The organism is Frateuria sp., from assembly GCF_035944355.1.
GTDB lineage: Bacteria > Pseudomonadota > Gammaproteobacteria > Xanthomonadales > Rhodanobacteraceae > Frateuria_A.
The window spans coordinates 292,068-317,938 of the sequence record NZ_DASZBH010000014.1 but is presented as its reverse complement, the minus strand read 5'-3'; the positions used below and the strand labels follow the sequence as shown (position 1 = coordinate 317,938).

Annotated in this window: 20 protein-coding genes; 10 read left to right on the top strand and 10 right to left on the bottom strand. The window is 70.6% G+C overall.

The features are described 5' to 3' along the window. Positions 1-427 precede the first annotated feature (427 nt). The 3 genes from VGU03_RS12030 to VGU03_RS12020 all read right to left on the bottom strand — a co-directional run bounded on the left by VGU03_RS12030 (position 428) and on the right by VGU03_RS12020 (position 5,074). Positions 428-2,194 (bottom strand): ABC transporter transmembrane domain-containing protein, encoded by a 1,767-nt coding sequence (locus tag VGU03_RS12030; protein WP_327480800.1) that lies wholly within the window; start codon positions 2,192-2,194, stop codon positions 428-430. A gap of 126 nt (positions 2,195-2,320) precedes the next feature. Continuing rightward, the gene (locus tag VGU03_RS12025; RefSeq protein WP_327480798.1) at positions 2,321-4,336 is read right to left on the bottom strand and encodes an OPT family oligopeptide transporter; all 2,016 of its coding nucleotides are present in this window, start codon (positions 4,334-4,336) and stop codon (positions 2,321-2,323) included. A gap of 141 nt (positions 4,337-4,477) precedes the next feature. After that, the gene (locus VGU03_RS12020; protein ID WP_327480796.1) at positions 4,478-5,074 is read right to left on the bottom strand and encodes a YigZ family protein; all 597 of its coding nucleotides are present in this window, start codon (positions 5,072-5,074) and stop codon (positions 4,478-4,480) included. 125 nt (positions 5,075-5,199) lie between these two features. Between VGU03_RS12020 and VGU03_RS12015 the strand changes: the two genes are divergently transcribed. Then, positions 5,200-5,967 (top strand): YdcF family protein, encoded by a 768-nt coding sequence (locus tag VGU03_RS12015; protein WP_327480794.1) that lies wholly within the window; start codon positions 5,200-5,202, stop codon positions 5,965-5,967. Between the two features lie 7 nt (positions 5,968-5,974). Here VGU03_RS12015 and VGU03_RS12010 read toward each other — a convergent pair whose 3' ends face one another. The 3 genes from VGU03_RS12010 to VGU03_RS12000 all read right to left on the bottom strand — a co-directional run bounded on the left by VGU03_RS12010 (position 5,975) and on the right by VGU03_RS12000 (position 10,363). Further along, positions 5,975-7,408, bottom strand: a complete 1,434-nt coding sequence (locus VGU03_RS12010) for an aldehyde dehydrogenase family protein (RefSeq protein ID WP_327480792.1) — start codon at positions 7,406-7,408, stop codon at positions 5,975-5,977. A gap of 66 nt (positions 7,409-7,474) precedes the next feature. Next, complete coding sequence (xseA, locus tag VGU03_RS12005; protein WP_327480790.1) at positions 7,475-8,830, bottom strand: exodeoxyribonuclease VII large subunit; 1,356 nt, start codon at positions 8,828-8,830, stop codon at positions 7,475-7,477. Between the two features lie 87 nt (positions 8,831-8,917). After that, positions 8,918-10,363, bottom strand: coding sequence for a phospholipase D-like domain-containing protein (locus VGU03_RS12000; protein ID WP_327480788.1), 1,446 nt, complete (start codon positions 10,361-10,363; stop codon positions 8,918-8,920). 62 nt (positions 10,364-10,425) lie between these two features. Here VGU03_RS12000 and VGU03_RS11995 point away from each other — a divergent pair, with 62 nt between their 5' ends. Next, positions 10,426-12,378 carry an acetyl-CoA hydrolase/transferase C-terminal domain-containing protein gene (locus tag VGU03_RS11995; RefSeq protein ID WP_327480786.1) on the top strand — a complete coding sequence of 651 codons (1,953 nt, stop codon included), beginning with the start codon at positions 10,426-10,428 and terminating at the stop codon, positions 12,376-12,378. On the opposite strand, the gene VGU03_RS11990 is transcribed toward VGU03_RS11995, so the two are convergent. Next, a complete protein-coding gene (locus tag VGU03_RS11990; RefSeq protein WP_327480784.1) occupies positions 12,362-12,829 on the bottom strand; it encodes a DUF2269 domain-containing protein in 468 nt (155 codons plus the stop codon). The two genes, VGU03_RS11995 and VGU03_RS11990, sit on opposite strands and share 17 nt — an antisense overlap. Further along, positions 12,829-14,127, bottom strand: a complete 1,299-nt coding sequence (locus tag VGU03_RS11985; RefSeq protein ID WP_327480782.1) for an SDR family oxidoreductase — start codon at positions 14,125-14,127, stop codon at positions 12,829-12,831. The genes VGU03_RS11990 and VGU03_RS11985 overlap by 1 nt, the downstream gene beginning before the upstream one ends. On the opposite strand from VGU03_RS11985, the gene VGU03_RS11980 reads away from it, so the two are divergent. Both VGU03_RS11980 and ispG read left to right on the top strand, forming a co-directional pair. Further along, positions 14,126-14,608, top strand: a complete 483-nt coding sequence (locus VGU03_RS11980; RefSeq protein WP_327480781.1) for a hypothetical protein — start codon at positions 14,126-14,128, stop codon at positions 14,606-14,608. The two genes, VGU03_RS11985 and VGU03_RS11980, sit on opposite strands and share 2 nt — an antisense overlap. A gap of 879 nt (positions 14,609-15,487) precedes the next feature. Next, complete coding sequence (gene ispG, locus VGU03_RS11975) at positions 15,488-16,747, top strand: flavodoxin-dependent (E)-4-hydroxy-3-methylbut-2-enyl-diphosphate synthase (RefSeq protein ID WP_327480779.1); 1,260 nt, start codon at positions 15,488-15,490, stop codon at positions 16,745-16,747. Positions 16,748-16,822: 75 nt separating this feature from the next. Here the strand turns inward: ispG and aat are convergent, their stop codons facing one another. Further along, positions 16,823-17,545: a leucyl/phenylalanyl-tRNA--protein transferase gene (gene aat, locus VGU03_RS11970; RefSeq protein ID WP_327480777.1), complete on the bottom strand. Its 723-nt coding sequence runs from the start codon at positions 17,543-17,545 to the stop codon at positions 16,823-16,825. Further along, on the bottom strand, positions 17,542-18,678 hold the full coding sequence (locus VGU03_RS11965; protein ID WP_327480775.1) for a GNAT family N-acetyltransferase: 1,137 nt from the start codon (positions 18,676-18,678) through the stop codon (positions 17,542-17,544). Before VGU03_RS11965 ends, aat begins: the two co-directional genes overlap by 4 nt. Before the next feature lie 148 nt (positions 18,679-18,826). Here VGU03_RS11965 and serC point away from each other — a divergent pair, with 148 nt between their 5' ends. The 6 genes from serC to pgsA all read left to right on the top strand — a co-directional run bounded on the left by serC (position 18,827) and on the right by pgsA (position 25,838). Next, complete coding sequence (gene serC / locus VGU03_RS11960; RefSeq protein ID WP_327480773.1) at positions 18,827-19,912, top strand: 3-phosphoserine/phosphohydroxythreonine transaminase; 1,086 nt, start codon at positions 18,827-18,829, stop codon at positions 19,910-19,912. A 44-nt stretch (positions 19,913-19,956) separates the two neighbouring features. Further along, positions 19,957-21,045 (top strand): prephenate dehydratase, encoded by a 1,089-nt coding sequence (gene pheA, locus VGU03_RS11955; protein WP_327480771.1) that lies wholly within the window; start codon positions 19,957-19,959, stop codon positions 21,043-21,045. Next, positions 21,042-22,367 (top strand): 3-phosphoshikimate 1-carboxyvinyltransferase, encoded by a 1,326-nt coding sequence (gene aroA / locus VGU03_RS11950; protein WP_327480769.1) that lies wholly within the window; start codon positions 21,042-21,044, stop codon positions 22,365-22,367. The genes pheA and aroA overlap by 4 nt, the downstream gene beginning before the upstream one ends. Positions 22,368-22,462: 95 nt before the next feature. Further along, positions 22,463-23,239, top strand: a complete 777-nt coding sequence (gene kdsB, locus VGU03_RS11945) for a 3-deoxy-manno-octulosonate cytidylyltransferase (RefSeq protein ID WP_327480767.1) — start codon at positions 22,463-22,465, stop codon at positions 23,237-23,239. Positions 23,240-23,347: 108 nt separating this feature from the next. Next, positions 23,348-25,174: an excinuclease ABC subunit UvrC gene (uvrC, locus tag VGU03_RS11940; RefSeq protein WP_327480765.1), complete on the top strand. Its 1,827-nt coding sequence runs from the start codon at positions 23,348-23,350 to the stop codon at positions 25,172-25,174. Between the two features lie 49 nt (positions 25,175-25,223). Beyond that, complete coding sequence (pgsA, locus tag VGU03_RS11935) at positions 25,224-25,838, top strand: CDP-diacylglycerol--glycerol-3-phosphate 3-phosphatidyltransferase (protein ID WP_327480763.1); 615 nt, start codon at positions 25,224-25,226, stop codon at positions 25,836-25,838. Positions 25,839-25,871: the final 33 nt, after the last annotated feature.

Sequence of the window (25,871 nt, the reverse complement as noted above, 5' to 3'; positions counted from 1 at the left end):
GAGGCTCTCCGTGGGCGCAGAGCTGGCGCCAACAAACTCGCTGCCTGCCTCAACATCCGAGCGCCGGGGTATAGCGGCTGCAGCTCCTCGGAGAGCGAGTGAACTGCCCGGCAAGGCGCGGTGGCACCTAGCTCTTATCCCTCATCGGGCCAAGCCAGGCCATTTCTTTTGGTTACTTTTCTTTACTCCGGGCATCCTGCCCTTCGCCCTGCGGGCCAGCTCCGCTGTTCGCCCGCGCGGTCGTGGCCAGCAAAGAAAAGCGACCCGAGCGCCGGCAGGCGATCGGAAGCTCGCCGCAGGCGAGTCAAGTCGCGGAAGCGTCTCGAAAGAGCGACAGCCAAAACAACGCCTCCACAGGCATCCCCGCGAGCCTCGACCTCTCACCCCAGCCCTCTCCCCGGAGGGGAGAGGGAGCCGCATCGCGCGGTCAGGCGACGAACTGCAGCCTCGCCAGCTCGGCGTAGAGGCCGCCCTCGGCCAGCAGGTTCTCATGCGTGCCTTGGGCGACGATACGGCCGCCATCCATCACCACGATGCGGTCGGCGCGCTGCACGGTGGCCAGGCGGTGGGCGATGACCAGCGTGGTGCGGCCTTTTTCCAGGCGCTCGAGCGCCTGCTGGATGGCCGCTTCGGATTGGGCGTCCAGCGCCGAGGTGGCTTCGTCCAGCAGCAGCAGCGGGGCGTCGCGCAGGATGGCGCGGGCGATGGCGATGCGCTGGCGCTGGCCGCCGGAAAGGCGCACGCCGCGCTCGCCCAATTCCGCGCCATACCCTTCGGTCAGCGCGCTGATGAACTCGTGCGCCTCGGCGGCATGGGCCGCTTCGCGCACCTCGCCTTCGTCCGCATCCTGCCGGCCGAAGCGGATGTTGTCGGCGGCGCTGCCGGCGAAGATCACCGTCTCCTGCGGCACCAGCGCGATGGCGCCGCGCAGCTCGGGCAGCGACAACGCGCGCAGGTCCATGCCGTCCAGGCGGATCGCGCCGTGCTGCGGGTCGTAGAAGCGCAGCAGCAGCGCGAACACCGTGCTCTTGCCGGCGCCGGACGGGCCGACCAGGGCGACCGTCTCGCCCGGCCGGACGTCCAGGCTGAAATCGTGCAGCGCCGGCGCATCCGGCCGCGTGGGGTAGTGGAAGCCGACGTGCTCGAAGCGCAGCGCGCCGCGCACCGGCCGGGGCAGCGCGAGCGGCTGCGGCGGATCGGCGATCTGCGCGCGCTCGGCGAACAGCTCGCCGATGCGCTCCATGGCGCCGGCCGCGCGCAGCACGTCGCCCCAGACTTCCGAGAGGCCGGCCACCGAGCCGGCGGCGAACACGGCATAGAGCACGAACTGGCCGAGCACGCCGGCCTGCAGCGTGCCGGCCACCACGTCGCGCGCGCCGGCCCACAGCACCAGCGTGATCGCGCCGAAGAACAGCACGATCACCGCCGCGGTCAGCAACGCGCGCATGCCGATGCGTCGCCGGGCGCTCCGCAGCGCACGCTCGATGGCGCTGGCGTAGCGGACGCTCTCGATGTCCTCGCGCGCGTAGGCCTTGACGGCCGGCGCCGCGTTGAGCGTCTCGTTGGCGATCGCGGCGGCGTCGGCCAGGCGGTCCTGGCTGGCGCGCGAGAGTTTCTGCACGCGCCGCCCGAACACCAGGATCGGCAGCATCACCGCCGGGATCACCAGCGCGGTGAGGCCGGCCAGGCGCGGGCTGGTCCACACCATCATGGCGCTGGCGCCCAGCAGCATCACCGCGCTGCGCAGCGCCACCGAGATGCCGGAGCCGATCAGCGCCTGCACCACTTCGGTGTCGGTGCCCAGGCGCGAGGTGAGTTCGCCCACGCGCGAGCGTTCGAAGAAGCCCACGTCCAGGCGGATCACGTGCGCATACAGCTTGGCCCGCAGCGCCGCCAGCGCGCGCTCGCCCAGCAGGGTGATGCAGAAGTAGCGCGCGGCGGTGGCGAAGGCCAGCACCAGCGCCACGCCGAACAGGCCCAGGAAGGTGCGGTTGATGGCCTCGCTGCTGGCGTGCCCGAAGCCGGCCTCGATCATGTGCCGCACGGCCATCGGCAGCACCAGCGTCGAGCCGGAAGACAACGCCAGGAACACCAGCCATCCGGCCGCCAGCGCCTTGTGCGGTTTGAGGAAAGGCCAGAGCTGGCACAGCGCGCCAATGCGGCGCCTGGATGGGTCGGTGCGGTCCATGCTCATGCAAGGGCTCGTGTGGGTCAGCCTTGCCCAGATTGGGGCCGCCGCGGTCGATTCAATCGCCGGCCGGCCGCGCAGACGGAACGGGGCGCCGCGGCGCCCCGTCCCTGGCTACGCCTGATGCAGGCCTCAGGCGGTGCCGTTGCGCATCGCCATGCGCCACACCCAGCGGTACATGACCGCCACCACCACGGCGAACGCCGCGCCGCCGATGAAGATCGCCCAGGTGTCGAACGCGGGGCCGACCAGCGAAAGCGGCGCCTCGCGGTTGGAGAAGCCGAGCTTGTCCGAGAACGCCACCAGGGCGGCGATCACCACGCCGATGATGCTCTCGCCCACGATCAGCCCCGAGGCGAGCAGCACGCCCAGTTGCTTGGTGGAATCGGGCCGCGCGCTGCGGTCGGCGCGGCGGTCGAAGTACCAGCCGACGATGGAGCCCACCGTCACCATCAGCGTGCTGGTGGTCGGCAGATAGATGCCCAGGCCCACCGCCAGCGGCGGCAGGCGCATGTGCCGGGTGGTCCTGGCGAGCACGGCGTCCAGGACGATGATGGCCACGCCGATCGCCGCACCGACCTCGATCAGGCCCCAGTCGATGTTGCCCTGGATCACGCCCTGGCCCAGCGCCGAGATCAGGCCGGCCTGCGGGGCGGGCAGGGCCGAAGGGCCCACGCCCGGCACGCCGGCGAAGCCGTAGGCCTTGTTCACCAGGTCGAGCACCGGCGGGATCACCGCGGCGCCGGCGATCACGCCGATCACCAGCGCGGCCTGCTGCTTCCACGGCGTGGCGTCGACCAACTGGCCGGTCTTCAAGTCCTGCAGGTTGTTGTTGGCGATCGCCGCCACGGTGAATACCACCGAGGTGATGAACAACGCGAAGGCGACCAGCGCCTTGCCTTCCGCGGGGCCGACGTGCGGTTTGACGAAGCCCACCAGCAGCAGCGCCGCGGCGATCACCACCAGGATGCCCACGCCCGAGAGCGGGCTGTTGGACGAGCCGATCAGGCCGGCCATGTAGCCGCACACGGTGGAGACGAAGAAGCCCATCAGCACCACGAACGCCACGCCGCCGATGGCCAGCACGGCCACGTGGTCGCCCAGCCCGCTGGTGGTGCCGAAATAGCCGAGCAGCCAGGCGATCGGCACGAAGCAGGCCAGCGTGATCAGCCCGACCAGGCCGATCGGGATGTCGCGCTCGGTGCGCGGCAGCGTGTCGGCCTGGCCGGACTTGCGCACGCGCGCGGCGGCCATGGCGCCGGCCAGGCCGGCCATCACCGGGCGCACCAGCTTGGCCAGCGTCCACACGGCGGACACGCCGATCGCGCCGGCGCCGACGAAGCGCACCTTGTGGCTCCAGGTGGCCTGCGCCAGGTCGGCCGCGGCGGTGGTCAGGTCGCCGCTCAGCAGCGAATAGTGCGGCACGCCCCAGCCCCAGCCGATCAGCGCGCCCACCAGCATCGCGATGCCCACCGACAGGCCTACCAGGTGGCCGATCGCGAACAGCGCGAAGGAAAGGTTGAAATCGAAGCCGCTGACCGAACCACGGTCGCCCAGGCGGAAATAGCTCACCACGTCGCTGGCGAAGACCCGCGTGGCCACCACGATGGCGAACGCTGCGGAGGCGACCGAACCCCAGATCACCGCCAGCAGGCCGGCGCGGCTCTCCTCGGTGGCCGAGGCCGAGCTGTCTTCGCTGCTGCCGACCTTGAGCACCTCGGCGCAGGCCACGCCCTCGGGGTAGGGCAGGTCGGAGTTGGTGACCAGCGCGCGACGCAGCGGGATCGAATACATCACGCCCAGGATGCCGCCCAGCGCGCAGACCGCGAAAGAGATCCAGAACGGGAAATCGGCCCACCAGCCGATCATGATCATGCCGGGCAGCACGAAGATGATCGAGGACAGCGTGCCGGCCGCCGAGGCGATCGTCTGGACGACGTTGTTCTCCTGGATGGTCGAGTCGCGGAAACCGCGCAGCAGCGCCATCGACAGCACCGCCGCCGGGATCGAGGTGGCGAAGGTGAGGCCGGCCTTCAGGCCGAAGAACACGTTCGCGGCGGTGAAGACGACAGTGATCACGACGCCGATCAGCACGCCGCGCAAGGTGAGTTCGGTGCGCCGCTCGGCGCCTTGGATCTGGGCTGTCACGTGGTTTGGATCCTGAGCTTGCTGGTGGTTCCCCCGCGCGCCGACCGCCGGCACGCCCCCGTTTGCGGCCGCTCCCCGCAGCCGCAGCGGGAGCATAGCGTGATCGCGGCGCAGGCGGCCGTCCCGGAGGGACGATGCCGCTCAGTCGAGCAGGCGGACCCCGCCCCGGCCGCGGGTGAGGTCGATGATGCGCGCCTGCGCCTCGGCCGCCTGCGCGGCCGGGAGTTCCAGTTCGAGCGTCGCGCCGTCGGCGTCGAAGCTTTCGTTCTCCACGCGGGCCTGCCAGAGCGGGCAGCGTGCCTTGAGCAGGGCGAGATCGGCGAAGGCGCAATGCACGGCCAGCCGCGCCATCGCCACCAGCGGCACGCGCTCGGCCAGGCGCAGGCATTCGGCCGCGGTGCCCCCATAGGCCCGCACCAGCCCGCCGGCGCCGAGCTTGATCCCGCCGTACCAGCGGGTCACCACCACCATCACGCGGTCGACGCCGGCGCCTTCGATCGCCTGCAGGATCGGCCGGCCGGCGGTGCCCCCCGGCTCGCCGTCGTCGTTGAAGCGGTAGTCCTGGCTGATGCGGTAGGCCCAGCAGTTGTGCGTGGCGTCGGAGTCGGCCACCTCGCGCAGGAAGGCCAGGGCCTGTTCGGCCGAACGCACCGGCGCGGCCTGCGCCAGGAAGCGGCTCTTGCGGATGTCCTGCGCATGCCGGCAGGCGGCGGCCAGGACGTGCAACGGATGGGACATGCGTACGGTGCGGGGCGGCGGCAGCGGCACGTTAGCATGCGGCGTCGAGGGCTCGTGCCCCGTGCGCGCTTCGCTCACCCGGGGCTGCGCATAATGTCCGGCTCGCCTTGTCCTGAGGATCGCCGATGACCGTTCCGCTGTTGATCGCACTGCTCGCCTGCGCCTGGCTGGCCGGCCGACTGGGGTGGCGCCGGGCGAGGCAGGCCGGCATCGTGCTGGCGCTGGTGAGCGTGTTCGCGGTCGGCTGCGGGCTGGTGCCCAAGGTGCTGCTGCGGCCCTGGCAATCGCCCTACGCGCAGCGGCCGGCGCTGGACTGGGCGCCGTCCAACGCGATCGTGCTGCTCACCGCCGGCGTCACCTATCCGCCGGGCGGCCCGCTGGAGCCCGGGCACACGGCCTACTCGCGCATCGCCGAGGCGGTGTCGCTGTATCGCGATTGCCGCATGTCCGGTGCGCGCTGCACCGTGCTGATCAGCGGCGGCGATGCGCTGTCCACCGGCGAGCCGCTGGCGCTGACCTACCAGCGCACGCTGGAGCTGTTGGGCGTGCCCGATGCCGACCAGGTGCTGGAGATGCGCAGCCACACCACCTGGCAGAACGCGCAGTTCGCACGGGCGCCGCTGGCGCGCATCGACGCCGATCGGGTCTGGCTGGTGACCTCGGCGCACCACCTGCGGCGCGCGGTGTTCGCGTTCCGCCGCTTCGGCCTCGAGGTAACGCCGGTGCGCGCCGACTACCTGCGCGGCGTGTGGTCGCTGCTGCCCAGCGCCTACAACCTGTCGGTCACCGACGCGGTGCTGCACGAGTACGTGGGCATGGCGCTGTACCACTGGTACGCGTGGCGCGGGCGCACCGACGCGCCGCCGGAGGGCGCCGGCCCGCCGGTCGACTGATAGCGGCTCAGCCGGGCCGGCGCATCACCATCAGCCGCGTCTCGCTCATGTCCTCAATGGCGTAGCGCACGCCCTCGCGGCCGAAGCCGGAAAGCTTGACGCCGCCGTAGGGCATGTTGTCCACGCGGAAGCTGGGGATGTCGTTGACGATCACGCCGCCCTGTTCGAGTTCGTCCCAGGCGCGCATGGCGTGCTCCAGCGAGTCGGTGAAGACGCCAGCCTGCAGGCCGTAGTCCGAATCGTTGACCATCGCGATGGCCTCGTCGAAGGTGCCGAACGGCGCCAGCAGCGCGAACGGGCCGAAGGCTTCCATGCGGTTGGCCTTGGCCTCGCGCGGAACCTCTTCCATCAGCGTGGCTTCCAGCATGTTGCCCTGGCGCTTGCCGCCGCACAGCAGCTTCGCGCCGGCCTTGCGTGCCTCTTCGATCCAGCCCTGCAGGCGCTCGGCGGCGGCCTCGTCGATCATCGGGCCGATGAACACGTCCTTCTTCTTCGGGTCGCCGGCCTTGAGCTTCTTCGTCGCGGCGACCAGCTTCTTCTTCAGCGCCTCGTAGACCGAGGCGTGCGCGTAGATGCGCTGCACGCCGATGCAGCTCTGGCCGGATTGGTAGAACGCGCCGAACACCAGCCGCTCGACGATGGCGTCGAGCTTGCCGCCCTGGTCGCCATCGACGATGCAGGCGGCGTTGCCGCCCAGCTCCAGCACCACCTTCTTGCGCCCGGCGCGGGACTTGAGGTCCCAGCCGATCTGTCCGCCGGTGAAGGAGAGCAGCTTGAAGCGCTCGTCCTCCACCAGCGGCGCGGCGTGCCGGCCGTCCACCGGCAGGATAGAGAACGCGCCCTTGGGCAGGTCGGTCTCGGCCAGCACCTGGCCGATGATCAGCGCGCCGATGGGCGTCTTCTCCGAGGGCTTGAGCACGAACGGGCAGCCTGCGGCGATCGCCGGCGCCACCTTGTGCGCCACCAGGTTGAGCGGGAAGTTGAACGGCGTGATGAAGGACACCGGGCCGATCGGCACGCGCTTGGTGTAGCCGTGGTAGCCGTCCAGCCGCGGCGCCAGTTCCAGGGTCAGCGTTTCGCCGTCGATGCGCACGGCTTCGGCGGCGGCGATGCGGAAGGTTTCGATCAGCCGGGTCACCTCGCCGGCGGCATCCTTGATCGGCTTGCCCGCCTCGATGCACAGGGCCATCGCCAGCTCGTCGCGACGTTCGGTGAAGCGCGCCACGCAATGCTCCAGCACCGCCTGGCGCGCCCATGGCTTGAACGCGCGCATGGGCGCGGCGGCAGCTGCCGCGGCGGCGATCGCCTTGCCGATCGCTTTGCCGTCCGGTACCGCCACGCGGGTGGCGACCTTGCCGCTGTACTTGTCGCGCACTTCCAGGTCGGCGTTGGGCTGCTGCGGGCGATTGGCCAGGAAGTAGGGGTAGGTCTTGTCGAGCATGGACGTCTCCCGAGGGCTCAGGGCAGGGTGCCGCCGTACGCGTTGCCGATGCGTGAGGCGAAGCCGCTACGGCTCGTCGGTCACCCGCAGGGAAAGTTCGCCCTCGGCCAGCCGCGCGCGCAGCGGCGTGCCGGCCGGGGCTTGCCTGGCGTCGCGCAGGACATGGCCATCGCGGTCGAACACGATCGCGTAGCCGCGCTCCAGCGTGGCCAGCGGGCTGACCGCCTGCAGGGCGCGCGCGGAATGCCGGAGGGTCAGCTGCGCGCGATCGATGCGGTGATTCATGCATTGCCGCAGCGAGCGTTCGCGCTCGGCCAGGCGCCGCTGCAGCAACAGGAGTCGTTGGCGCGGATGCTGCGCCAGCAGGCGGGCGTGCAGGCGATCGAGGCGATGGGCGTGCAGACGCAGGCGCTCGTGCAGGGCCGCGTGCAGGCGCCGCTGCAAGGCCGCCAGCCGTTCGCGGTCGCGTGCCAGCCGCGCCTGCGGGCGCTGCGCCTGCAGGCGGGCCAGCAGGTGGTCCACGCGCTGGGTCTGCGATTGCAGCCGGCGGCTCTGCAGCAGCCGCAGCCGCTGCAAGCCCTGTTCCAGGTGGCGGCGGAGCGCCTGGGCGTCGGGCACCAGCAATTCGGCGGCGGCCGAGGGCGTGGCCGCGCGCAGGTCGGCGGCGAAATCAGCGATGGAGAAGTCGATCTCGTGGCCCACCGCGCTCACCACCGGGATCGCACTGGCGTGCACCGCACGGGCGACGGCCTCGTCGTTGAACGCCATCAGGTCTTCCAGCGAACCGCCGCCGCGGGTCAGCAGCAGCACGTCGTGGCGCGCGGCGGCCGAGGCCTTGCGCAGCATCGCCACGATCGCCGGCGGCGCCTCGCGGCCCTGCACCGGCACCGGCAGCACCTCCACCTCGACCAGCGGCCAGCGCCGGCGCAGCACGCTCAGCACGTCGCGGATAGCCGCGCCGGTGGCCGAGGTGATCACGCCGATGCGGCGCGCATAGCGGGGCAAAGGGCGCTTGCGCGAGGCCTCGAACAGGCCCTCGGCGTCCAGCCGCGCCTTGAGCTGCTCGAACTGGCGGCGCAGCACACCTTCGCCGGCCAGTTCCATGTGCTCGGCCACCAGCTGGAATTCGCCGCGCGGCTCGTACAGCCCGACCCGCGCGCGCACCAGCACGTGCATGCCGTCGGCGGGCTTGAAGCGCAGCCAGCCGCTCTTGGGCTTGAACATCGCGGCGCGCACCTGGGCGCCGGCGTCCTTCAGGGTGAAGTAGAGGTGCCCCGAGGCCGGGCGCGACACGTTGCACAGCTCGCCCTCGATCCACACCAGCGGCAGCGCGTCTTCCAGCAGCCCGCGCACCAGCCGGTTGAGCATGCTGGGGGTGAGCACGTTGCGCGGCGGAGTCGTGGGGTGGTCGGGGCTGTGCATGGACCGGCGAGCCTAGCACGAAGCGCTTGGGGAACATGCGCTTGGACCAGGAAGTGCATGTTGGGTGTCACTTCCTGGCAGCGCCCGTCACAACCCCTGCCGCCTGCGCAATCGCCACACCCGGATGGCCAGGTTGAGCGCGAACCACGCGGCGAGCACCGCGATCGGCCAGCTGACCACCCGGGGCCAGACCAGCGCCACCGCGGCCAGCACGGTCAATACCGCGATGCCGACCAGCAGCGGGCCGCGGGCGGTGTCGCCCAGCACGCGACGGTCGGTGAGCGCGGCGCCGACGGTGTTGGCGATGCGCAGGGCGCCGGCGGCGGCGCGGCTGGAACTGCCGCCGGGACGCTTCGGGCGCGGCGGGCGCTCGGTGCTGCTCTTGACCCGTTCGATGTAGGGCCGGTGCCGGCGCGGCGCCAGCACGATCTCGGTGGCGTTGGTCAGGTCGCGCTCGTACTGGGCCTCGAGCAGGGCGGCGAAGCCGGTGTCCTCCACCGCCACGTCGATCTCGCGGTTGCCCAGCCAACTGGCGATGTTGAGGTTGGACGAACCCACGCGCGCCCACTGGCCGTCGGCCACGGCGGTCTTGGCGTGCAGCATCGAGCCGTTCCATTCGAACACGCGGATGCCGGCCTTGAGCAGCGGCCGATAGCCCGAGCGCGACATGCCGGCGACCAGCGGGATGTCGCTGGTGCCGGGCACCAGCAGGCGCACGTCCACGCCGTCGCGCGCGGCCGAAGCCAGCGCCTGCACGTACGGCGCCATGCCGACGAAATAGGCGTCGGTGATCCACAGCGTGCGCCGCGCCATCGCGGCGACCTGCTGGTCCAGCCGGTACATGCCGGCGGTGGCCGGCTGCGTGGCGATCACACGCAATGCGGTCTTGCCGGCCGTTGCGGCGCGGGGCTCGGGCAGGGCGAGCGGCTTGCCCAGGCCCGCCCAGCTCTGCGCGAAGGCCTGTTCCAGTTCGGCCACCGAAGGCCCGCGCAGCGATACGCCGGTGTCGCGCCAGGGCGGCACGCCGCGGCGCGCATCGCCCAGCCAGCGCGCGCTGATGCACACGCCCGAGAGGAAACCCAGGTCGCCGTCCACCACCAGCAGCTTGCGGTGGTCGCGGGTGATCCAGCCGAACGGCTTGCCCAGTTGCGGGGGATTGAACACCCGCGCCTCGCCGCCGGCGCGGCGCAGCGGCTGCCAGAAGGCATGGCCGGACTGGCCCAGGCAGCCGAGCCAGTCGTACACCACCGCGACCTGGACGCCGGCCCTGGCCCGTTCGACCAGCGCATCGAGGAAGGCGCGGCCGACCGGGTCGTCGCTGATTAGGTAGTTCTCCAGCAGGATGCGCTGCTGCGCACCGCGGATGGCGGCCAGCCAGGCGTCGTAGTGCGCCTGGGCATCGATCAGCAGCCCGACCGCGTTGCCGCCGATCAGCGGCGCGCCGGCGGCGCGGCTCAAGGCCTGTTCGGCCAGGAAGCGGCTGGGCGCGGATGGAATCAGCGGAGTCGTCGCCATCGGGCCAGTGTAGGACATGGGCGGCGGCGCGATGGCGTCGGCGGATGCGCGCGGCGCGTCGCTTCTGCGATGATCGGTCCATGCCGCCCGCGCCGCGCCTCCAGGACACCGCCGCCTGCGCCAAGCTCATTGCCGACCGGCTGGGGCCGCACCTGTGCGTCGCCGCGCCGTTGGGCCTGGGCAAGCCGCATGGCCTGCTCAACGCGCTCTACCGGCTGACCGTGGCCGATCCGGCCCGCTCGTTGACGCTCTACACCGCGCTGTCGCTGACCCGGCCGCAGCCCAAGCCGGGTCTGGAGCAGCGCTTCCTCGCGCCTTTCCTCGAGCGCCACTTCGGCGCCGACTACGAAGACCCCGAGTACGCCCTGGCCGAGGCGCGACACGGCTTGCCGGACAACGTGGCCGTGCACGAGTTCTACCTGCAGTCCGGCGCCCTCTTGCATGCGCCGCGCGCGCAGCGGGACTACATCAGCCAGAACTACACCCACGTCGCGCGCGACCTGGCCGCGCAGGACATCAACCTGCTGGTGCAACTGGTGGCGCGGCGCGAGACGGCCGACGGCGTGCGCTACAGCCTTTCCTGCAACCCTGACCTCACGCTCGACTTCCTGGTCCAGCGCGCGCGCGCCGGCAAGCCACGGCCGCTGTCCGTGGCCGTAGTGCATCCGGACTTGCCGTACGTGAGCGGCCACGCGGAGGTGGCGGAGGATTTCTTCGACCTGGAACTGGCGCCGGCGCGCTCGCCGCGCCTGTTCGCGCTGCCGCGGCCGCCGGTGGATGTCGTCGAATACGCGCTGGGCCTGCACGCCAGCGCGCTTGTGAAGGACGGCGGCTGCCTGCAGATCGGCATCGGCGCGCTGTCCGACGCGCTGGTCAGGGCGCTGCTGCTGCGCCAGCAGGACAACGCCGCCTGGCGCGACGGCCTGCGCGCGCTCGATGGCGAGAGTCCCACGCTGTCGCTGGCGCGGCGCATCGGCGGCCTCGAGCCGTTCGAGGCCGGCCTGTACGGCGCCAGCGAGATGGTCATGGACGGCTTCATGCACCTGGCCCGTGCCGGCATCCTCAAGCGCCGCAGCTGGGACAACCTCGCGCTGGAGCGCGCCGCCATCGCTGGCCGGCTGAATCCGGCCACGCCCGGCGGACACTGGCTGCGCGGCGCTTTCTTCCTGGGCAGCCGCGAGCTGTACCAATGGCTAGACGCGACCGAAGCGGCCGACCCGGACGCCATCGACATGTGCCCGGTGTCCAACGTCAACCACCTCTACGGCGACCACCAGAGCCTGGCCGCGCTGCAGCGCCGCGGCGCGCGCTTCTTCAACACCTGCATGATGGCCACGCTGCTGGGCGCCGCCGTGTCCGACGGCCTGGAGGACGGCCAGGTGGTGAGCGGCGTGGGCGGCCAGTACAACTTCGTGGCGATGGCGCATGAACTGGACGACGGCCGCTCGATCCTGCTGCTGCGCTCGACCCGCCGCGAAGGCGGCCAGGTGCGCACCAACATCCGCTTCAACTACGGCCACACCACCATCGCCCGCCACCTGCGCGACATCGTGGTGACCGAATACGGCGCCGCGGACCTGCGCGGCAAGAGCGACAGCGAATGCGTCGAGGCGATGCTTTCGATCTGCGACGCGCGCTTCCTCGACGCGTTGGCCGCCGAGGCCAAGGCGAACGGCAAGCTCGCGCCCGACTTCCGCATCCCGGAGGCCTGGCGCCGGCATCGCCCCGAGCACCTGCGCGAGGCGCTGGCGCCGCTGCGGCGCGCTGGCCTGCTGCCGGCGTTCCCCTTCGGCAGCGATTTCGATGACGTCGAGCAGCGCCTGCTGCCCGCCCTGGGCTGGTTGAAGGAGCAGGGTTCGTCCTGGCGCGGACGGGTCGTTCTGGCCAAGGCCCTGCTGCGGCCGGGCGGGCCGGTGGCGGGCGAGACGGAGGCGATCGAGCGCATGCAACTGACCAGGCCCCGGCGCCTGGGCGAACGCCTGCAGCGCCGCCTGCTGCTCGCCGCCCTGCGTCGCGTCACAGCGGCGGCTTGACGACCATCAGGTAGAAGATCGCCACGAAGGCGAAAAACGCCGGCACGCCCAGCGCCACCCAGGCACGGAAAGCGCGCCAGTAGGCACGCGGCAGCGGCGCTTCCGCGGCCGCCGCCGCGGCGGCCAGGTCGCGCATGCGCACTTGCAGAGCCACCACCGGCAACCAGCACGCCACCGCCAACGCGTACAGCAGCACCGACCAGCCGAGCCAGCCGCCGCTCCAGGGAATCCTCGCCCATCGCACCATCCAGAAGCCGCTCAGTGGCTGGAACACCACCGTGGTCGCGGTGAACAGCCAGTCGGCGATCACCACGTAGCGGGCCACCACCGCCACCACGCGCACATCGCGGTTCAGGCTCGCCACCAGCAGGTAGAAGGCCGTGCCGATGCCGGTGCCGAACAGCAGCGTGGAGGAGAGCACGTGCAGCCACTTGACGATCAGGTATGCCATCAGCGCCGCTCGGTGGCGTACAGCGCGCCGATCAGCGCCAGCATCGGCAGGTTCTTCAGGATCGGCCCGAACGGGTGCAGCCAGAACGCCGGCAAGGCGACCGTGATGATGGCGGTATAGGAAAGGATCAGCGCGACCTGCGCCAGGTAGGCGAGGCGCAGCGCGCGGCCGCGCAACGCCAGCGTGGCGATGCCCAGCGCAAGATCCAGCAGCGCCCCGCCATAGAGCGCGGCGTACGCGGCCGCACCGTGCAGCCCGACGCGGGCGAGCAGGGCGAGGCTGCCGGCCACCGGATACAGGCCCAGCGAAAGCGCGGCGGTCACCAGCCATACCAGCGCCACGGCGATGCGGCCCAGCAGCGACCACACGCGCCAGGCGAGCAGCGCGCGCAGGTCGTCCGCCTCGGCGCGCGACAGGAACATCCGCGGCGGTCGTGGCCGACGACCCAGCCAGTGCGTGGCGGCTTCGGCATCGGCCGTGTTGCCGCGATCGAGCGTGGCCAGCGCCTCGCGGTCGACCCAGCGGCCGCCGAGCCGACCGAGGCGCGCCAGCCACGTCGTGGGAATGCCGAGCACGCGCAGCCGGCGACCGCCCAGCGCGTGGCGCAACAGCCCGAGGTAACGCGCCAACGACAGCGGCTGCGGCCCCACCGCGGCCAGGCGCTCGGGGCGGCGGTCGTCCTCCAGCAGGCGCACCACCAGTTCGGCCACGTCGTCCACGTGGATGGGCTGGATGCGCTGGCGTCCGCCGCCGGGCAGCACCGCCAGCGGCAGCCAGGCAAGCAACATCAGCATGCGGCTGCTCGTACCGGCCGGTCCGAACACCAGCGAAGGCTGCAGCACCGTGCCGCTGGGCACCATCGCATGCAGCGCCGCGTCGCCGGCGCGCTTGCTGCGATGGAAGCGACTGCCCGCATGCTCGTCGGCGCCCAGCGCGGAAATCTGCACCACGCGCGCGACGCCTGCCTCGCGGCAAGCCGCGAACAAGGCGCGCGGCGTCTGCGTGTGGATGCGCCGGAAGGTCTGCGCGCCGTGCTCGGCGAAGATGCCTACCGCGTTGACGACCGCATCGATGCCCTTAAGTCGCGGCAGCCAGTCGGACGGATGTACATCGTGCGCGAAGTCCATCTCGACGTGGTCTACACCCGCGCCGCCGCTACCCTGCCGGTGCCGGATGCCGCGTACCGGGCGATGGCCGGCCGCCTGCAACGCGTCGCATACCGCGCGGCCGATCAACCCGTCGGCGCCCAGCACCAGCACGCGCAGGCGTGTCTTTTCCCCTCCGGAGCCTTCGGTCATGCCCCCGCCGCCCGCGCGCCTGAACTCCTCATGGGTCGCCCGCACCAACCTCAGCGGCGCCGTCGCCGCGTTGCTGTCGAGCGTGGTGGTGGCGGCGTGTAGTGCGCGCGAAGCGCGCGCGCCGCTGGCGGGCGTGAACGCCGCCAGCCAGTGGTTCTGGGGCCGGCGGGCCAAGTGGCATACCGGACCGAGCTGGCGCTACACGGCGGTCGGCTATCTGGTGCACCACTTCAGCTCGTTGCTATGGGCGGGCATCTACGAAGCGTGGTGCCTGCGCCATCCGGCGCCGCGACGGGTATCGGCGGCGCGTGCCGCGGCGGTGGCGACGGCGGCGTGCGTGGTCGACTACACGATCACGCCGCGGCGGTTCCGGCCGGGGTTCGAGCGGCACATCGGCCGTACGTCGATCGCGGCGGTCTATGTGGCCTTCGGCATGGGCCTGTTCGCCGGGGCCTGGGCGCGGCGGCGCCACGCGCGCTGACGCCTCTTTCTTGCCTGGCGCGTGTGCTTCGGCTTTCTCTCTCTTGGGGAAAGGGTTGGGGTGAGGGGCAAGACTGCGAGGAGCTGGCAAGGACGCTTATGTATGTCACCTTGCTTGCAGCCTCTCCGCGGCTTGGCTCGCCTGCGGCGGGCTTCCGATCGCCTTCGGCGCTCGGGTCACTTTCTTTGCTGGCCCAAAGAAAGTAACCAAAGAAACGGCCTAGCTAAGCCCGGTGAGGGATAAGAGCTAGGTGCCGCCTCGCCTTGCTTGGTACGTCGCATGCTCATAGAGGAGCTGCAGCCGCTTTGCCGCGGGCGCTCGGGAGCTGGGGCAAGGGAGAATTGCCCGTCGTGCGTGGTCCGTCGCAATAGTTGCACTCGTCGCTGTAGTTGCACTCAGGTACGTCGACCCACGTTTGCTGATGGGCTGAAGCGCACCCTGCGATGCTCCACGAAAGATAGATCTCAGCCCACTCGCCTCGAATTCAGTTCTGCGCTCCTGCGGGAATCCATTCAAGGGAAACGCCAGGGGCGACACTTCCAAACTTGCGGCATTACCTCTCTTGCCTCAACTCCCGAGCGCCCGCGGTAAAGCGGCTGCAGCTCCTCTATGAGCAAGAGACTTGGTCGGCAAGGCGCAATGGCGCCTAGCTCTTATCTCTCACCGGGCTGAACCAGGCCGTTTCTTTTGGTTACTTTTCTTTGGGCCAGCAAAGAAAAGTGACCCGAGCGCCGACAGGCGATCGGAAGCCCGCCGCAGGCGAGCCAAGTCGCGGAGAAGCCACGCAAGGACGAGCCAAGGTGGGGAAGCCAAGACTTACCCGGTGGTATTCTTGTGCATTGCCGCACCCAGCGCGGCGCGACCTTCAAGTCCAACCCTATGAGTGATTCCGTCTCCCAGCAGCCGTCCCCCGCAGGCCCGGCAACGCGCCGGCCGAGCGTAGGCGTCCGCGTAGGCAAGGTGATGGTGGGCGGCGGCGCGCCGATCGTGGTGCAGTCGATGACCAACACCGACACCGAAGACCCGGCCGGCACCGCCAAGCAGATCGCCGAGCTCGCCCGCGCCGGCTCGGAGGTCGTGCGCATCACGGTGAACACGCCGGCGGCCGCGGCGGCGGTGCCGCGCATCGCCGAGCGGCTGGCGATGATGGGCGTGGAGGTGCCGATCGTGGGCGACTTCCACTACAACGGCCACCAACTGCTGGAAGCCGAGCCGGCGTGCGCCGAGGTGCTGGCCAAGTACCGCATCAATCCCGGCAACGTCGGTTTCGGCAAGAAGAAGGACAGCCAGTTCGCCTCGATCATCGAGAAGGCCATCCAGTACGGCAAGCCGGTGCGCATCGGCGCCAACTGGGGTTCGCTCGATCAGGGCATGGTCGCCGCACTGATGGACGAGAACGCCAAGCGCGCGCAGCCGTGGGATGCCGGCGTGGTCGCGCGCGAGGCGCTGATCCGCTCGGCGCTCGACTCGGCGGCGCGCGCCGAAGAGCTCGGCCTGGCGCGCGACCGCATCATTCTTTCGTGCAAGGTGTCGGGCGTGCAGGAGCTGATCGCGGTGTACCGCGACCTGGCCGCCCGCTGCGACTACGCCCTGCATCTGGGCCTGACCGAGGCCGGCATGGGCTCGAAGGGCATCACGGCCTCGGCCGCGGCGCTGGGCGTGCTGCTGCAGGAAGGCATTGGCGACACCATCCGCATCTCGCTGACGCCGGAACCCGGCGCCTCGCGCACCGGCGAGGTGATCGTGGCGCAGGAGCTGCTGCAGACCATGGGCCTGCGCGCGTTCACGCCGCTGGTTACCGCCTGCCCGGGCTGTGGGCGCACCACCAGCGAGTTCTTCCAGGAACTGGCCAGGACCGTGCAGACGCACGTGCGGACCAAGATGCCCGAATGGCGCCTGATGTACGACGGCGTGGAGAACCTCACTCTTGCGGTGATGGGCTGCGTGGTCAACGGGCCAGGCGAATCCAAGCACGCCAACATCGGCATCTCGCTGCCGGGCAACGGCGAGGCGCCGTCGGCGCCGGTGTTCATCGACGGCGAGAAGGCCATGACCCTGCGCGGGGACCGCATCGCCGAGGAATTCGTCGGCATCCTGGACGACTACGTCGCCCGCAAGTACGCCGTGCGCGCCGGCTGAACGGATACCGGGCCTGATCTCGCGCCGCCGGATGCGGCGCTGCCGATGGAGCACGCGCACTCCTGAGCGCCTGGCCTAGAGATAGTCGCCCGCATCCCGCGAAGCGACCTTGCGCCAATGGGCCGGATCGAACGGTTGCGCCGACAGCCGGCGCACCTGGGCCAGGAAATCCTCGCGCGGCATCTCGCGGGCGCCCAGGCTGAGCAGGTGCGGATTGCTGACCTGCGCGTCCAGCAGCGGGAAGCCCCATTCGCGCAGCCATGCGGCGAGCGCCACCAGCGCAAGCTTGGAGCCGCCGCTGCATGCGCTGAACATCGACTCCCCGCAGAACAGCCGCCCGACGGCCACGCCGTAGACGCCGCCGACCAGCGCATCGCCCTCCCACACCTCCACGCTGTGGGCATGGCCCTGGGTATGCAGCGAGGCGTAGGCCTCGATGATCGCCGCGCCGATCCAAGTGCCCTGCTGGCCTGGCCGCGGCGCCGCGCAGGCGTGCATCACCCGCACGAAGGCTTCGTCCACGCTCACCCGCCAGCCCTTGCCGGCCAGCGCGCGGCGCAGGCTGCGGTTGGCCGTGAGCGTGGCCGTGTCGAACACGCAGCGCGGGTCGGGCGACCACCACAGGATCGGTTCGCCGGGATTGAACCAGGGGAAGATGCCGCGCTCGTACGCGGCCAGCAGCCGGCGCGGCGAGAGGTCGCCGCCGAAGGCGAGCAGGCCATTGGGCTCGGCCAGTGCATGGCGCGGATCGGGAAAGCGTTCGGGCGAGGCCGGGTCGAGCAGCGGCAGGCGGATCATGGGCAGGCGCCGGCATAGGGCGCGTGCGCGGCCAGCGCGGCCACGTAATCGTCGATGGCGTGCGCTTCGTGCACCAGCGCCTCGCGCACCGCCTGCCGGAACTGCGGATGGGCCAGGTAGTGCCGCGAATGCGTGCGCACCGGCACGAAGCCGCGCGCGAGCTTGTGCTCGCCCTGCGCGCCGGGCTCGAAGCGCCGCAGGCCGCGGGCGATCGCATGCTCGATGCCGCGGTAGTAGCAGAGTTCGAAGTGCAGCCCGGGCAATTCGATGCGCGCGCCCCAGTAGCGGCCGTAGAGCGTGCGGTCGTCCAGCAGGAACAGCGCCATCGCCTCGATGCGCCGACCTTCCATGGCGCAAGCCACCTGCACTTTGCCCTCCAGGCCACCAAGCGCCGCGAAGAAGGCCGGCGTCAGTGCCGCGTGGTTGCCCTTGGCATCGAAGGTGGCCGCATAGAGCGCGTGGATCTGCCGCCAGTCGTCCGGCTCCAGGCTCGCGCCGTCGCGCATGAGGATGTCCAGGCCGCTGGCCTGGACGTGCGCGCGCTCCTGGCGGATGTTCTTGCGCTTCTTTGCCTTGAGCGTGGCAAGGAAATCGTCGAAATCGCGGTAGCCGCGGTTGTGCCAGTGGAACTGCACGTCCGAGCGCGCCAGCCACTCGCCCCCGAACGCGGCCAGGTCCTGCGGCTCCAGAAAGTTGGCATGTGCCGAGGACAAGCCCAGCCGCCGGGTCTCGGCGTGGATGGCGCGGACCAGGGCCTGCCGCAGCTGCGGCGCGCGCTCGCCCTCGCCGGCGAGCAGCCGTGGACCGGGCACGGGCGAGTAGGGCACGGCATTGAGCAGCTTGGGGTAGTACGTGCCGCCGGCGCGCTCCCACGCACCGGCCCAGCTCCAGTCGAACACGAACTCCCCGTGCGAGTTGCCCTTCAGATACAGCGGAGCGGCAGCGACCAGGCGTTCGCCTTCGTACAGGGCCAGGTGATGCGCCTGCCAGCCCCAGTCCGGGCGAATGCAGCCGGTGCTTTCCAGCGCGTGCAGGAAGGCGTGCGAAACGAAGGGACTGGCGCCGCCGCCAAGTGCATCCCAAGTCGCCGCGGACAGCTCGGCGATGGCGGGGTGGAAGCGGGCGGTGAGCATCGGCGGTGCGCAGAGAGGGCGAGAGACGCAGGCGACAAGACTAGCGAACTTGGCTCTTCCGACCCAAGCGCACGGGAGTGCGAAGGATCATTGACGTCGCCATGTTGCGCCGCGCCATAATGCGATTCCTCCAACTTGGATATACGCCGTGGGCAGGGTCTGGAACTTCAGTGCGGGGCCGGCGGCGTTGCCGCAGGCGGTGCTCGAGCAGGCGCAACGCGAGCTGCTGGACTGGAACGGCAGCGGCGCCTCGGTGATGGAACAGTCGCACCGCGGCAAGCGCTTCATCGCGATGGCCGAGCGGGCGGAAGCGGACCTGCGCGAGCTGCTGGACGTGCCGGACGACTACGCCGTGCTGTTCCTGCAGGGCGGCGCGACCCAGCACTTCGCGCAGATCCCGATGAACCTGGCCAGCCCCGGGGACGCCGCCGACTACATCGTGAGCGGCCACTGGAGCGAGAAGGCCGCCAGCGAGGCGGCCTCTTACGCGAGGGTGAACGTCGCCGCCAGCAGCAAGGCGGGTGCCTACCTGCATCTGCCCGCACGCGACGGCTGGCAGCTCGACCCGGCCGCGGTCTACGTGCACTACACGCCCAACGAAACCATCCACGGCGTGGAGTTCCACGACGTGCCGGAGGTGGGGGCGGTGCCGCTGGTGGCGGACATGTCCTCCAACATCTTGGCCGGGCCGCTGGACGTGCGCCGCTTCGGGCTCATCTACGCCGGCGCGCAGAAGAACATCGGCCCTTCCGGGCTGGTGCTGATGATCGTGCGCCGCGACCTGCTGGCGCGGCCGGGCCGGCCGATGGCGCGCATCTTCCGCTACGCTGAGCACGCCGCGGCCGGCTCCATGCTCAACACACCCAACACCTTCGGCTGGTACCTGGCCGGGCTGACCTTCCAGTGGCTCAAGGGACAGGGCGGCCTGGCCGCGATCGGCGAGCGCAACCGGGCCAAGGCGGCGCTGCTCTACGACGCGATCGATGGTTCCGGCGGCTATTACCGCAACCCGGTTGAGCCGTCCTCCCGCTCGCGCATGAACGTGCCCTTCACCCTGCACGACGGCTCGCTGGACGCCGAGTTCCTGGCCGAATCGGAGGCTGCCGGCCTGCTCGCGCTCAAGGGGCACAAGGCGCTCGGCGGCATGCGCGCCTCGCTCTACAACGCCGTGCCGCTGGCGGCGGTCGAAGCGCTGGTGGCCTTCATGGCCGATTTCGTTCGGCGCCATGGTTGAGCTGTTCTGTTAGTGTTTGGACTTCTAAACGGCTGGACATCCGGATGAACGACCCCAAGGCTTCGCTTGGCCAGGTGCGCGAGCGCATCGACAGCATCGACCGCCAGATCCAGGAGCTGATCTCCGAGCGCGCCAACTGGGCGCAGGAGGTGGCCCGGGTGAAGGGCGAGGGCCTGTCGGCGATCGACTATTACCGGCCCGAGCGGGAGGCGCACGTGCTGCGCATGGTGGTCGACCGCAACAAGGGGCCGTTGTCGGATGCCGAGATGGTTCGGCTGTTTCGCGAGATCATGTCCTCCTGCCTGGCGCAGGAGGACCCGCTCAAGGTCGGCTTCCTGGGGCCCGAAGGCACCTTCAGCGAGCAGGCGGTGCGCAAGCACTTCGGCCATGCCGCCTACGGCCTGCCGCTGGGCAGCATCGAGGAGGTGTTCCAGGAGGTCGCCGCCGGGCATGCCGACTTCGGCGTGGTGCCGGTGGAGAACTCGGGGCAGGGCATGATCCAGGTGACGCTGGACATGTTCCTCACCTCCGAGGCGCGCGTCTGTGGCGAGATCGAGCTGCGCGTGCACCAGTGCCTGCTGTCCAAGGCCGCTGCGCTGGGCGATATCCGCCGCATGTTCGCGCACGCGCAGTCGCTGCAGCAGTGCAAGACCTGGCTGCGCATCAACCTGCCCGACGTCGAGTGCATCGCGGTGGCCAGCAACGCCGAGGCCGCGCGGCTGGCCCGGCACGCCGACGACGCGGCGGCCATCGCCGGCAGGACCGCCGGCAAGGTCTATGGCCTGAAGCCGCTGGCCGAAGGCATCGAGGACAGGGCGGACAACACCACACGCTTCCTGGTGATCGGCCGTTCGCTGTTCCCGCCTTCGGGCAACGATCGCACCTCGCTGCTCATTACCGTCAACGACAAGCCCGGTGCGCTGTACGACGTGCTGAGTCCGTTCGCCAAACATGGCGTGAGCATGAACCGCATCGAGTCGCGTCCGGCGCACACCGGCAAGTGGCAATACGCCTTCTTCATCGACGTCTCCGGCCACATCGACGACGCGCCGCTGCAGGCCGCGCTCAAGGACATGGGCCCGGTCGCCACGCAGGTGCGCGTGCTCGGCTCCTACCCGGTGGCGTTGCCGTGAGCGGCGCCAGCGACGCGGCCGGGCGCCTGGACTGGATCAGTCGGCCGGCAGGACCGCTGCGCGGCACGCTCACGGTGCCGGGCGACAAGTCCATCTCGCACCGCGCCCTGATGCTGGGCGCCCTGGCCGAAGGCGAATCGCACATCCGCGGCTTCCTCGAAGGCGAAGACACGCGCGCCACCGCCGCGGTGTTCGCGCAACTGGGCGTGTCGATCCAGACGCCCGCGCCCGGCGAGCGGCGGGTGCACGGCGTCGGCCTGCACGGGTTGCGCGGCGCCAGCGGGCCGCTCGACTGCGGCAATGCCGGCACCGGCATGCGCCTGCTCACCGGCCTGCTGGCCGGCCAGGCGTTCGATTCGACGCTGGTGGGCGACGAATCCCTTTCGCGCCGGCCCATGCGCCGCGTCACCGAGCCGCTGGTGGCCATGGGGGCACGCATCGACACGCGCGCGGGCCTGCCGCCGCTGCACATCCACGGCGGCAGGCGCCTCGCGGGCATCCGCTACGAGCTGCCGGTGGCCAGCGCGCAGGTGAAGTCCGCGTTGCTGCTGGCCGGCCTCTACGCCGAGGGCGAGACCGAGATCCTCGAGCCGCACCCGACGCGGGATTACACCGAACGCATGCTGGCTGCCTTCGGCTGGCCGATCGAATTCGCCCCGGGCCGCGCGCGCCTGACTGGGGGCCATGCCCTGCGCGCGACCGACGTGCAGGTACCGGCCGACTTTTCCTCGGCTGCGTTCTTCCTGGTCGCCGCCAGCCTGGTGCCGGGCTCGGAGCTGCTGCTGCGCGCGGTCGGCCTCAATCCGCGCCGTACTGGCCTGCTGCAGGCCCTCAAGCTGATGGGCGCCGACGTCGAAGTGCTGAGCGCGCGCCACAGCGGCGGCGAGCCGGTCGCCGACCTGCGCGTGCGCCACGCGCCGCTGCACGGCATCGAACTGCCCGAGGCGCTGGTGCCCGACATGATCGACGAGTTCCCCGCCTTGTTCATCGCCGCCGCAGCGGCGCGGGGCCGCACGGTGATCCGCGGCGCGGCCGAGTTGCGCGTGAAGGAGTCCGACCGCATCGCCAGCATGGCGGCGGGGCTGCGCGCGCTCGGCGTGTCGGTGGAGGAGACGCCCGATGGAGCGCTCATCACCGGCGGCGCGCTGGGGTCGGGCACGGTCGAGGGCCATGGCGACCACCGCGTAGCGATGAGCTTTGCCGTGGCCGGCCTGGTTGCTGCGGGCGACATACGTATCGAGGATTGCCGCAACGTGGCCACCTCGTTCCCGGGGTTCCTGGACCTGGCCAACGGTTGCGGCTTCGCCTTGGCGGAAGCCTAGCCCGGCATCGGCCCTCCCTCGTCGGGAGAGAAACCCAAGGAACGCGGCGCGCCAAGCGATGCTAGGCTCGCCGCTTTCCCGCAGCCATCCAAGCCATGTCAGTACCGCCCTTCATCGTCGCCATTCCGGCCCGCTACGGTTCCACCCGCCTGCCGGCCAAACCGCTGCGCGCGATCGCAGGCGTGCCGATGGTGGTGCGGGTGGCGCAGCGCGCGCTGCAGGCGGGCGCGAGCCGGGTGGTGGTGGCGGTGGACGACTCGCGCATCGCCGCGGTGCTGGAAGGGCAGGGCGTGGACATCTGCATGACCCGCGCCGACCACGCCTCCGGCAGCGATCGCTTGGCCGAGGTCGCCGCCCATTACGCCTGGCCGGACGATGCCATCGTGGTGAACCTGCAGGGCGACGAACCGTTTGCGCCGGCCGCCGGCATCCGCGAGGTAGCCCGTGCGCTGGCCGAGGACGACGCGCCGATGGCCACGCTGGCCACGCCGGTCACCGAGGCGCACGAATTGTTCGACCCCAACGTGGTCAAGCTGGTGCGCGCTGCGGACGGACGCGCGCTGTACTTCAGCCGCGCGCCGCTGCCGTGGGCGCGCGATGCCTTCTCGGCCGACCGCGAGGCCTTGCCCCGGGAGGTCCCCTTCCTGCGCCACATCGGCATCTATGCCTACCGCGCCGGATTCCTGGCCCGCTATGCCGGTCTGTCGCGCACGCCGCTGGAGCAGGCCGAATCGCTGGAGCAACTGCGCGTGCTCGAACACGGCTTCCCGATCGCCGTGCGGCTGACGCCCGAGCCTTTCCCGCCGGGCATCGACACCGAGGCCGACCTGGAGCGTGCCGAGCGCTGGCTCGCCGGCCGCGCGCAGACGTAGCCGCCGGAACCGCCGGACCGGCCCATCCGGAGAGCCCATCCGGACAGGCGCCCGTGCGTTCGGCACGCAGTCACGGCTTCGCGCGCCGGAGCGGCTAGAATCCAACGCATGCAGTCGCCCCACACGCCGCCGTTCGACGGCAAGGCCTTCGTCCAGACCCTGACCACCTCGCCCGGCGTCTACCGCTACTTCGACGCCGAGGGCGAGCTGCTGTACGTGGGCAAGGCGGGCAACCTCAGGAAGCGCGTCGGCAGCTACTTCCTCAAGCCGCGCATGGAGCCGCGCATCAACGCGATGATTTCGCAGATCGCCCGCTGCGAAACCACCGTCACGCGCACCGAGGGCGAGGCGCTGCTGCTCGAATCGCAGCTGATCAAGTCGCTCAAGCCGCGCTACAACATCCTGCTGCGCGACGACAAGAGCTACCCCTACATCTATCTCTCCGGCGGCGAGGACTATCCGCGGCTGGCCTTCCACCGCGGCGCCAAGAACCTGCCGGGACGCTTCTTCGGGCCCTACCCGAGCGCCTTCGCCGTGCGCGAAAGCCTCAACCTGATGCAGAAGCTGTTCAAGGTGCGTCAGTGCGAGGACAGCTACTTCCGCAACCGCTCGCGGCCCTGCCTGCAGCACCAGATCGGCCGTTGCACCGCGCCCTGCGTGGGGCTGATCGGCGTGGAAGACTACGCCGCCGACGTACGCCATGCGCAGATGTTCCTGGAAGGGCGCAGCAGCGCGGTGATCGACGAACTGGCCGCGTCGATGGAAAAGGCGGCCGCGGAGCTCAACTTCGAGCGCGCCGCGGCCTTGCGCGACCAGGTCGCCGCGCTGCGCAAGCTGCAGGCGCAGCACCACGTGCAGGGCGCCAGTGCCGACATGGACGTGATCGCCTGCCGCATCGAGGGCGGCATGGCCTGCGTGAGCGTACTGTTCTTCCGCAACGGCATCAGCCTGGGCACGCGCGACTTCTTCCCGCGGCTGCCGCTGGACGCCGACCCGGCCGACGTGCTGGCCCAGTTCATCGCGCAGTACTACCTGGAGCGTCCGGTGCCGCGCGAGCTCATCCTGTGCGACCCGATTCCCGACCAGGCCTTGCTGGCGCAGGTGTTGTGCGAGCAGGCCGGCCACGCGGTGGAGATCAAGTCCAGCGTGCGCGGCGAGCGTGCCCGCTTCCTGCAGATGGCCGAACGCAATGCGCAGGCCTCGCTGACTTCGCGCCTGGCCAGCCGACAGACGCTCGGCGCCCGCTTCGACGACCTGCGGAAACTGCTCGAGCTGTCCGACCCGCCGCGGCGTATCGAGTGCTTCGACATCAGCCACACGATGGGCGAGGCGACCGTCGCCTCCTGTGTGGTGTTCGGGCCGGAGGGGCCGGAGAAGTCGCACTACCGCCGTTTCAACATCGCCGGCATCACGCCGGGGGACGACTACGCGGCCATGCACCAGGCGCTCACCCGGCGCTTCCGCAAGGTGGCGGCAGGCGAGGGGGCAAGGCCGGACCTGTTGCTGATCGACGGCGGCGGCGGACAGGTTGCGCAGGCGCTGGAAGTGCTGGCCGAGCTCGGCGTCGATGGCATCGAAGTGGTGGGCGTGGCGAAAGGGCCAGGGCGACGCGCGGGCGAGGAAACCCTGGTGCTGGCCCGCTCGGGCCGCGAGATCCACCCGGGTCCGGCCTCTCCCGCGCTGCACCTGGTGGCGGCGGTGCGCGACGAGGCGCACCGCTTCGCCATCAGCGGCCACCGCAAGCGCCGGGAGAAGGCGCGCGAGCGCAGCGTGCTAGAGGATGTGCCCGGTATCGGTGCGCGCCGCCGTGCGGCGCTGCTGAAGGCCTTTGGTGGCCTGGCCGGGGTGGAGGCGGCCGGGGTGGAGGAGCTTGCATCGATCAAGGGCATCGACCGCGGCCTGGCGGAGCGCATCTATGCGGCCCTGCACGGATAGCCCGCAAATCCCTGTGCCACACTGACGTTGATCACCGACGGATAGCACCATGCGCATCAACCTCCCCACCTGGCTGACCCTGTTCCGCGTGGCGCTGCTGCCGGTGATGGTGGTGGTTTTCTACTGGAAGTTTCCCGGCCACAACATCACCGCCGCGGTGGTGTTCCTGCTGGCGGCGATCACCGACTGGCTGGATGGCTATCTGGCGCGCAGGCTCAACCTGACCTCGGCCTTCGGCGCATTCCTCGACCCGGTGGCCGACAAGCTCATGGTCGCGGTGACGCTGTTCCTGCTGGTCGAATCCCATCGCGGCGGCTGGCCGGGCATCCTGATGGCGGTGACCGCGGCGATCATCGTGGGACGCGAGATCAGCATCTCCGCGCTGCGCGAATGGATGGCCGAGATCGGCATGCGCGCGACGGTCAAGGTCGCCTTCGTCGGCAAGCTCAAGACGGTGATGCAGATGATCGCGCTGGTGGTGCTGATCGTTCAGCACGAGAAGAGCGCCGAGGCGCTGCGGCTGTACCACATCGGCGAAGGCCTGCTGGTGATCGCCGGCGTGCTGACGATATGGTCGGGCCTGCATTACCTGCGGGCAGCCTGGCCGATATTGCGCGGCGACCCGCCCAAGCAGCCTGGCGAAGGTATGGACGCCGAGGCTTGACGGGTCGTTTTTCGTCGCTAAAATGCGCGGCTC

Bases quoted from the DNA above. Each gene is read 5' to 3' on its own strand.
- VGU03_RS12030 (WP_327480800.1), bottom strand. From the start codon at position 2,194: ATGAGCATGGACCGCACCGACCCATCCAGGCGCCGCATTGGCGCGCTG.
- VGU03_RS12020 (WP_327480796.1), bottom strand. From the start codon at position 5,074: ATGTCCCATCCGTTGCACGTCCTGGCCGCCGCCTGCCGGCATGCGCAG.
- VGU03_RS12015 (WP_327480794.1), top strand. From the start codon at position 5,200: ATGACCGTTCCGCTGTTGATCGCACTGCTCGCCTGCGCCTGGCTGGCC.
- VGU03_RS12010 (WP_327480792.1), bottom strand. From the start codon at position 7,408: ATGCTCGACAAGACCTACCCCTACTTCCTGGCCAATCGCCCGCAGCAG.
- xseA (WP_327480790.1), bottom strand. From the start codon at position 8,830: ATGCACAGCCCCGACCACCCCACGACTCCGCCGCGCAACGTGCTCACC.
- VGU03_RS12000 (WP_327480788.1), bottom strand. From the start codon at position 10,363: ATGTCCTACACTGGCCCGATGGCGACGACTCCGCTGATTCCATCCGCG.
- VGU03_RS11995 (WP_327480786.1), top strand. From the start codon at position 10,426: ATGCCGCCCGCGCCGCGCCTCCAGGACACCGCCGCCTGCGCCAAGCTC.
- VGU03_RS11990 (WP_327480784.1), bottom strand. From the start codon at position 12,829: ATGGCATACCTGATCGTCAAGTGGCTGCACGTGCTCTCCTCCACGCTG.
- VGU03_RS11980 (WP_327480781.1), top strand. From the start codon at position 14,126: ATGCCCCCGCCGCCCGCGCGCCTGAACTCCTCATGGGTCGCCCGCACC.
- VGU03_RS11985 (WP_327480782.1), bottom strand. From the start codon at position 14,127: ATGACCGAAGGCTCCGGAGGGGAAAAGACACGCCTGCGCGTGCTGGTG.
- ispG (WP_327480779.1), top strand. From the start codon at position 15,488: ATGAGTGATTCCGTCTCCCAGCAGCCGTCCCCCGCAGGCCCGGCAACG.
- aat (WP_327480777.1), bottom strand. From the start codon at position 17,545: ATGATCCGCCTGCCGCTGCTCGACCCGGCCTCGCCCGAACGCTTTCCC.
- VGU03_RS11965 (WP_327480775.1), bottom strand. From the start codon at position 18,678: ATGCTCACCGCCCGCTTCCACCCCGCCATCGCCGAGCTGTCCGCGGCG.
- pheA (WP_327480771.1), top strand. From the start codon at position 19,957: ATGAACGACCCCAAGGCTTCGCTTGGCCAGGTGCGCGAGCGCATCGAC.
- kdsB (WP_327480767.1), top strand. From the start codon at position 22,463: ATGTCAGTACCGCCCTTCATCGTCGCCATTCCGGCCCGCTACGGTTCC.
- uvrC (WP_327480765.1), top strand. From the start codon at position 23,348: ATGCAGTCGCCCCACACGCCGCCGTTCGACGGCAAGGCCTTCGTCCAG.
- pgsA (WP_327480763.1), top strand. From the start codon at position 25,224: ATGCGCATCAACCTCCCCACCTGGCTGACCCTGTTCCGCGTGGCGCTG.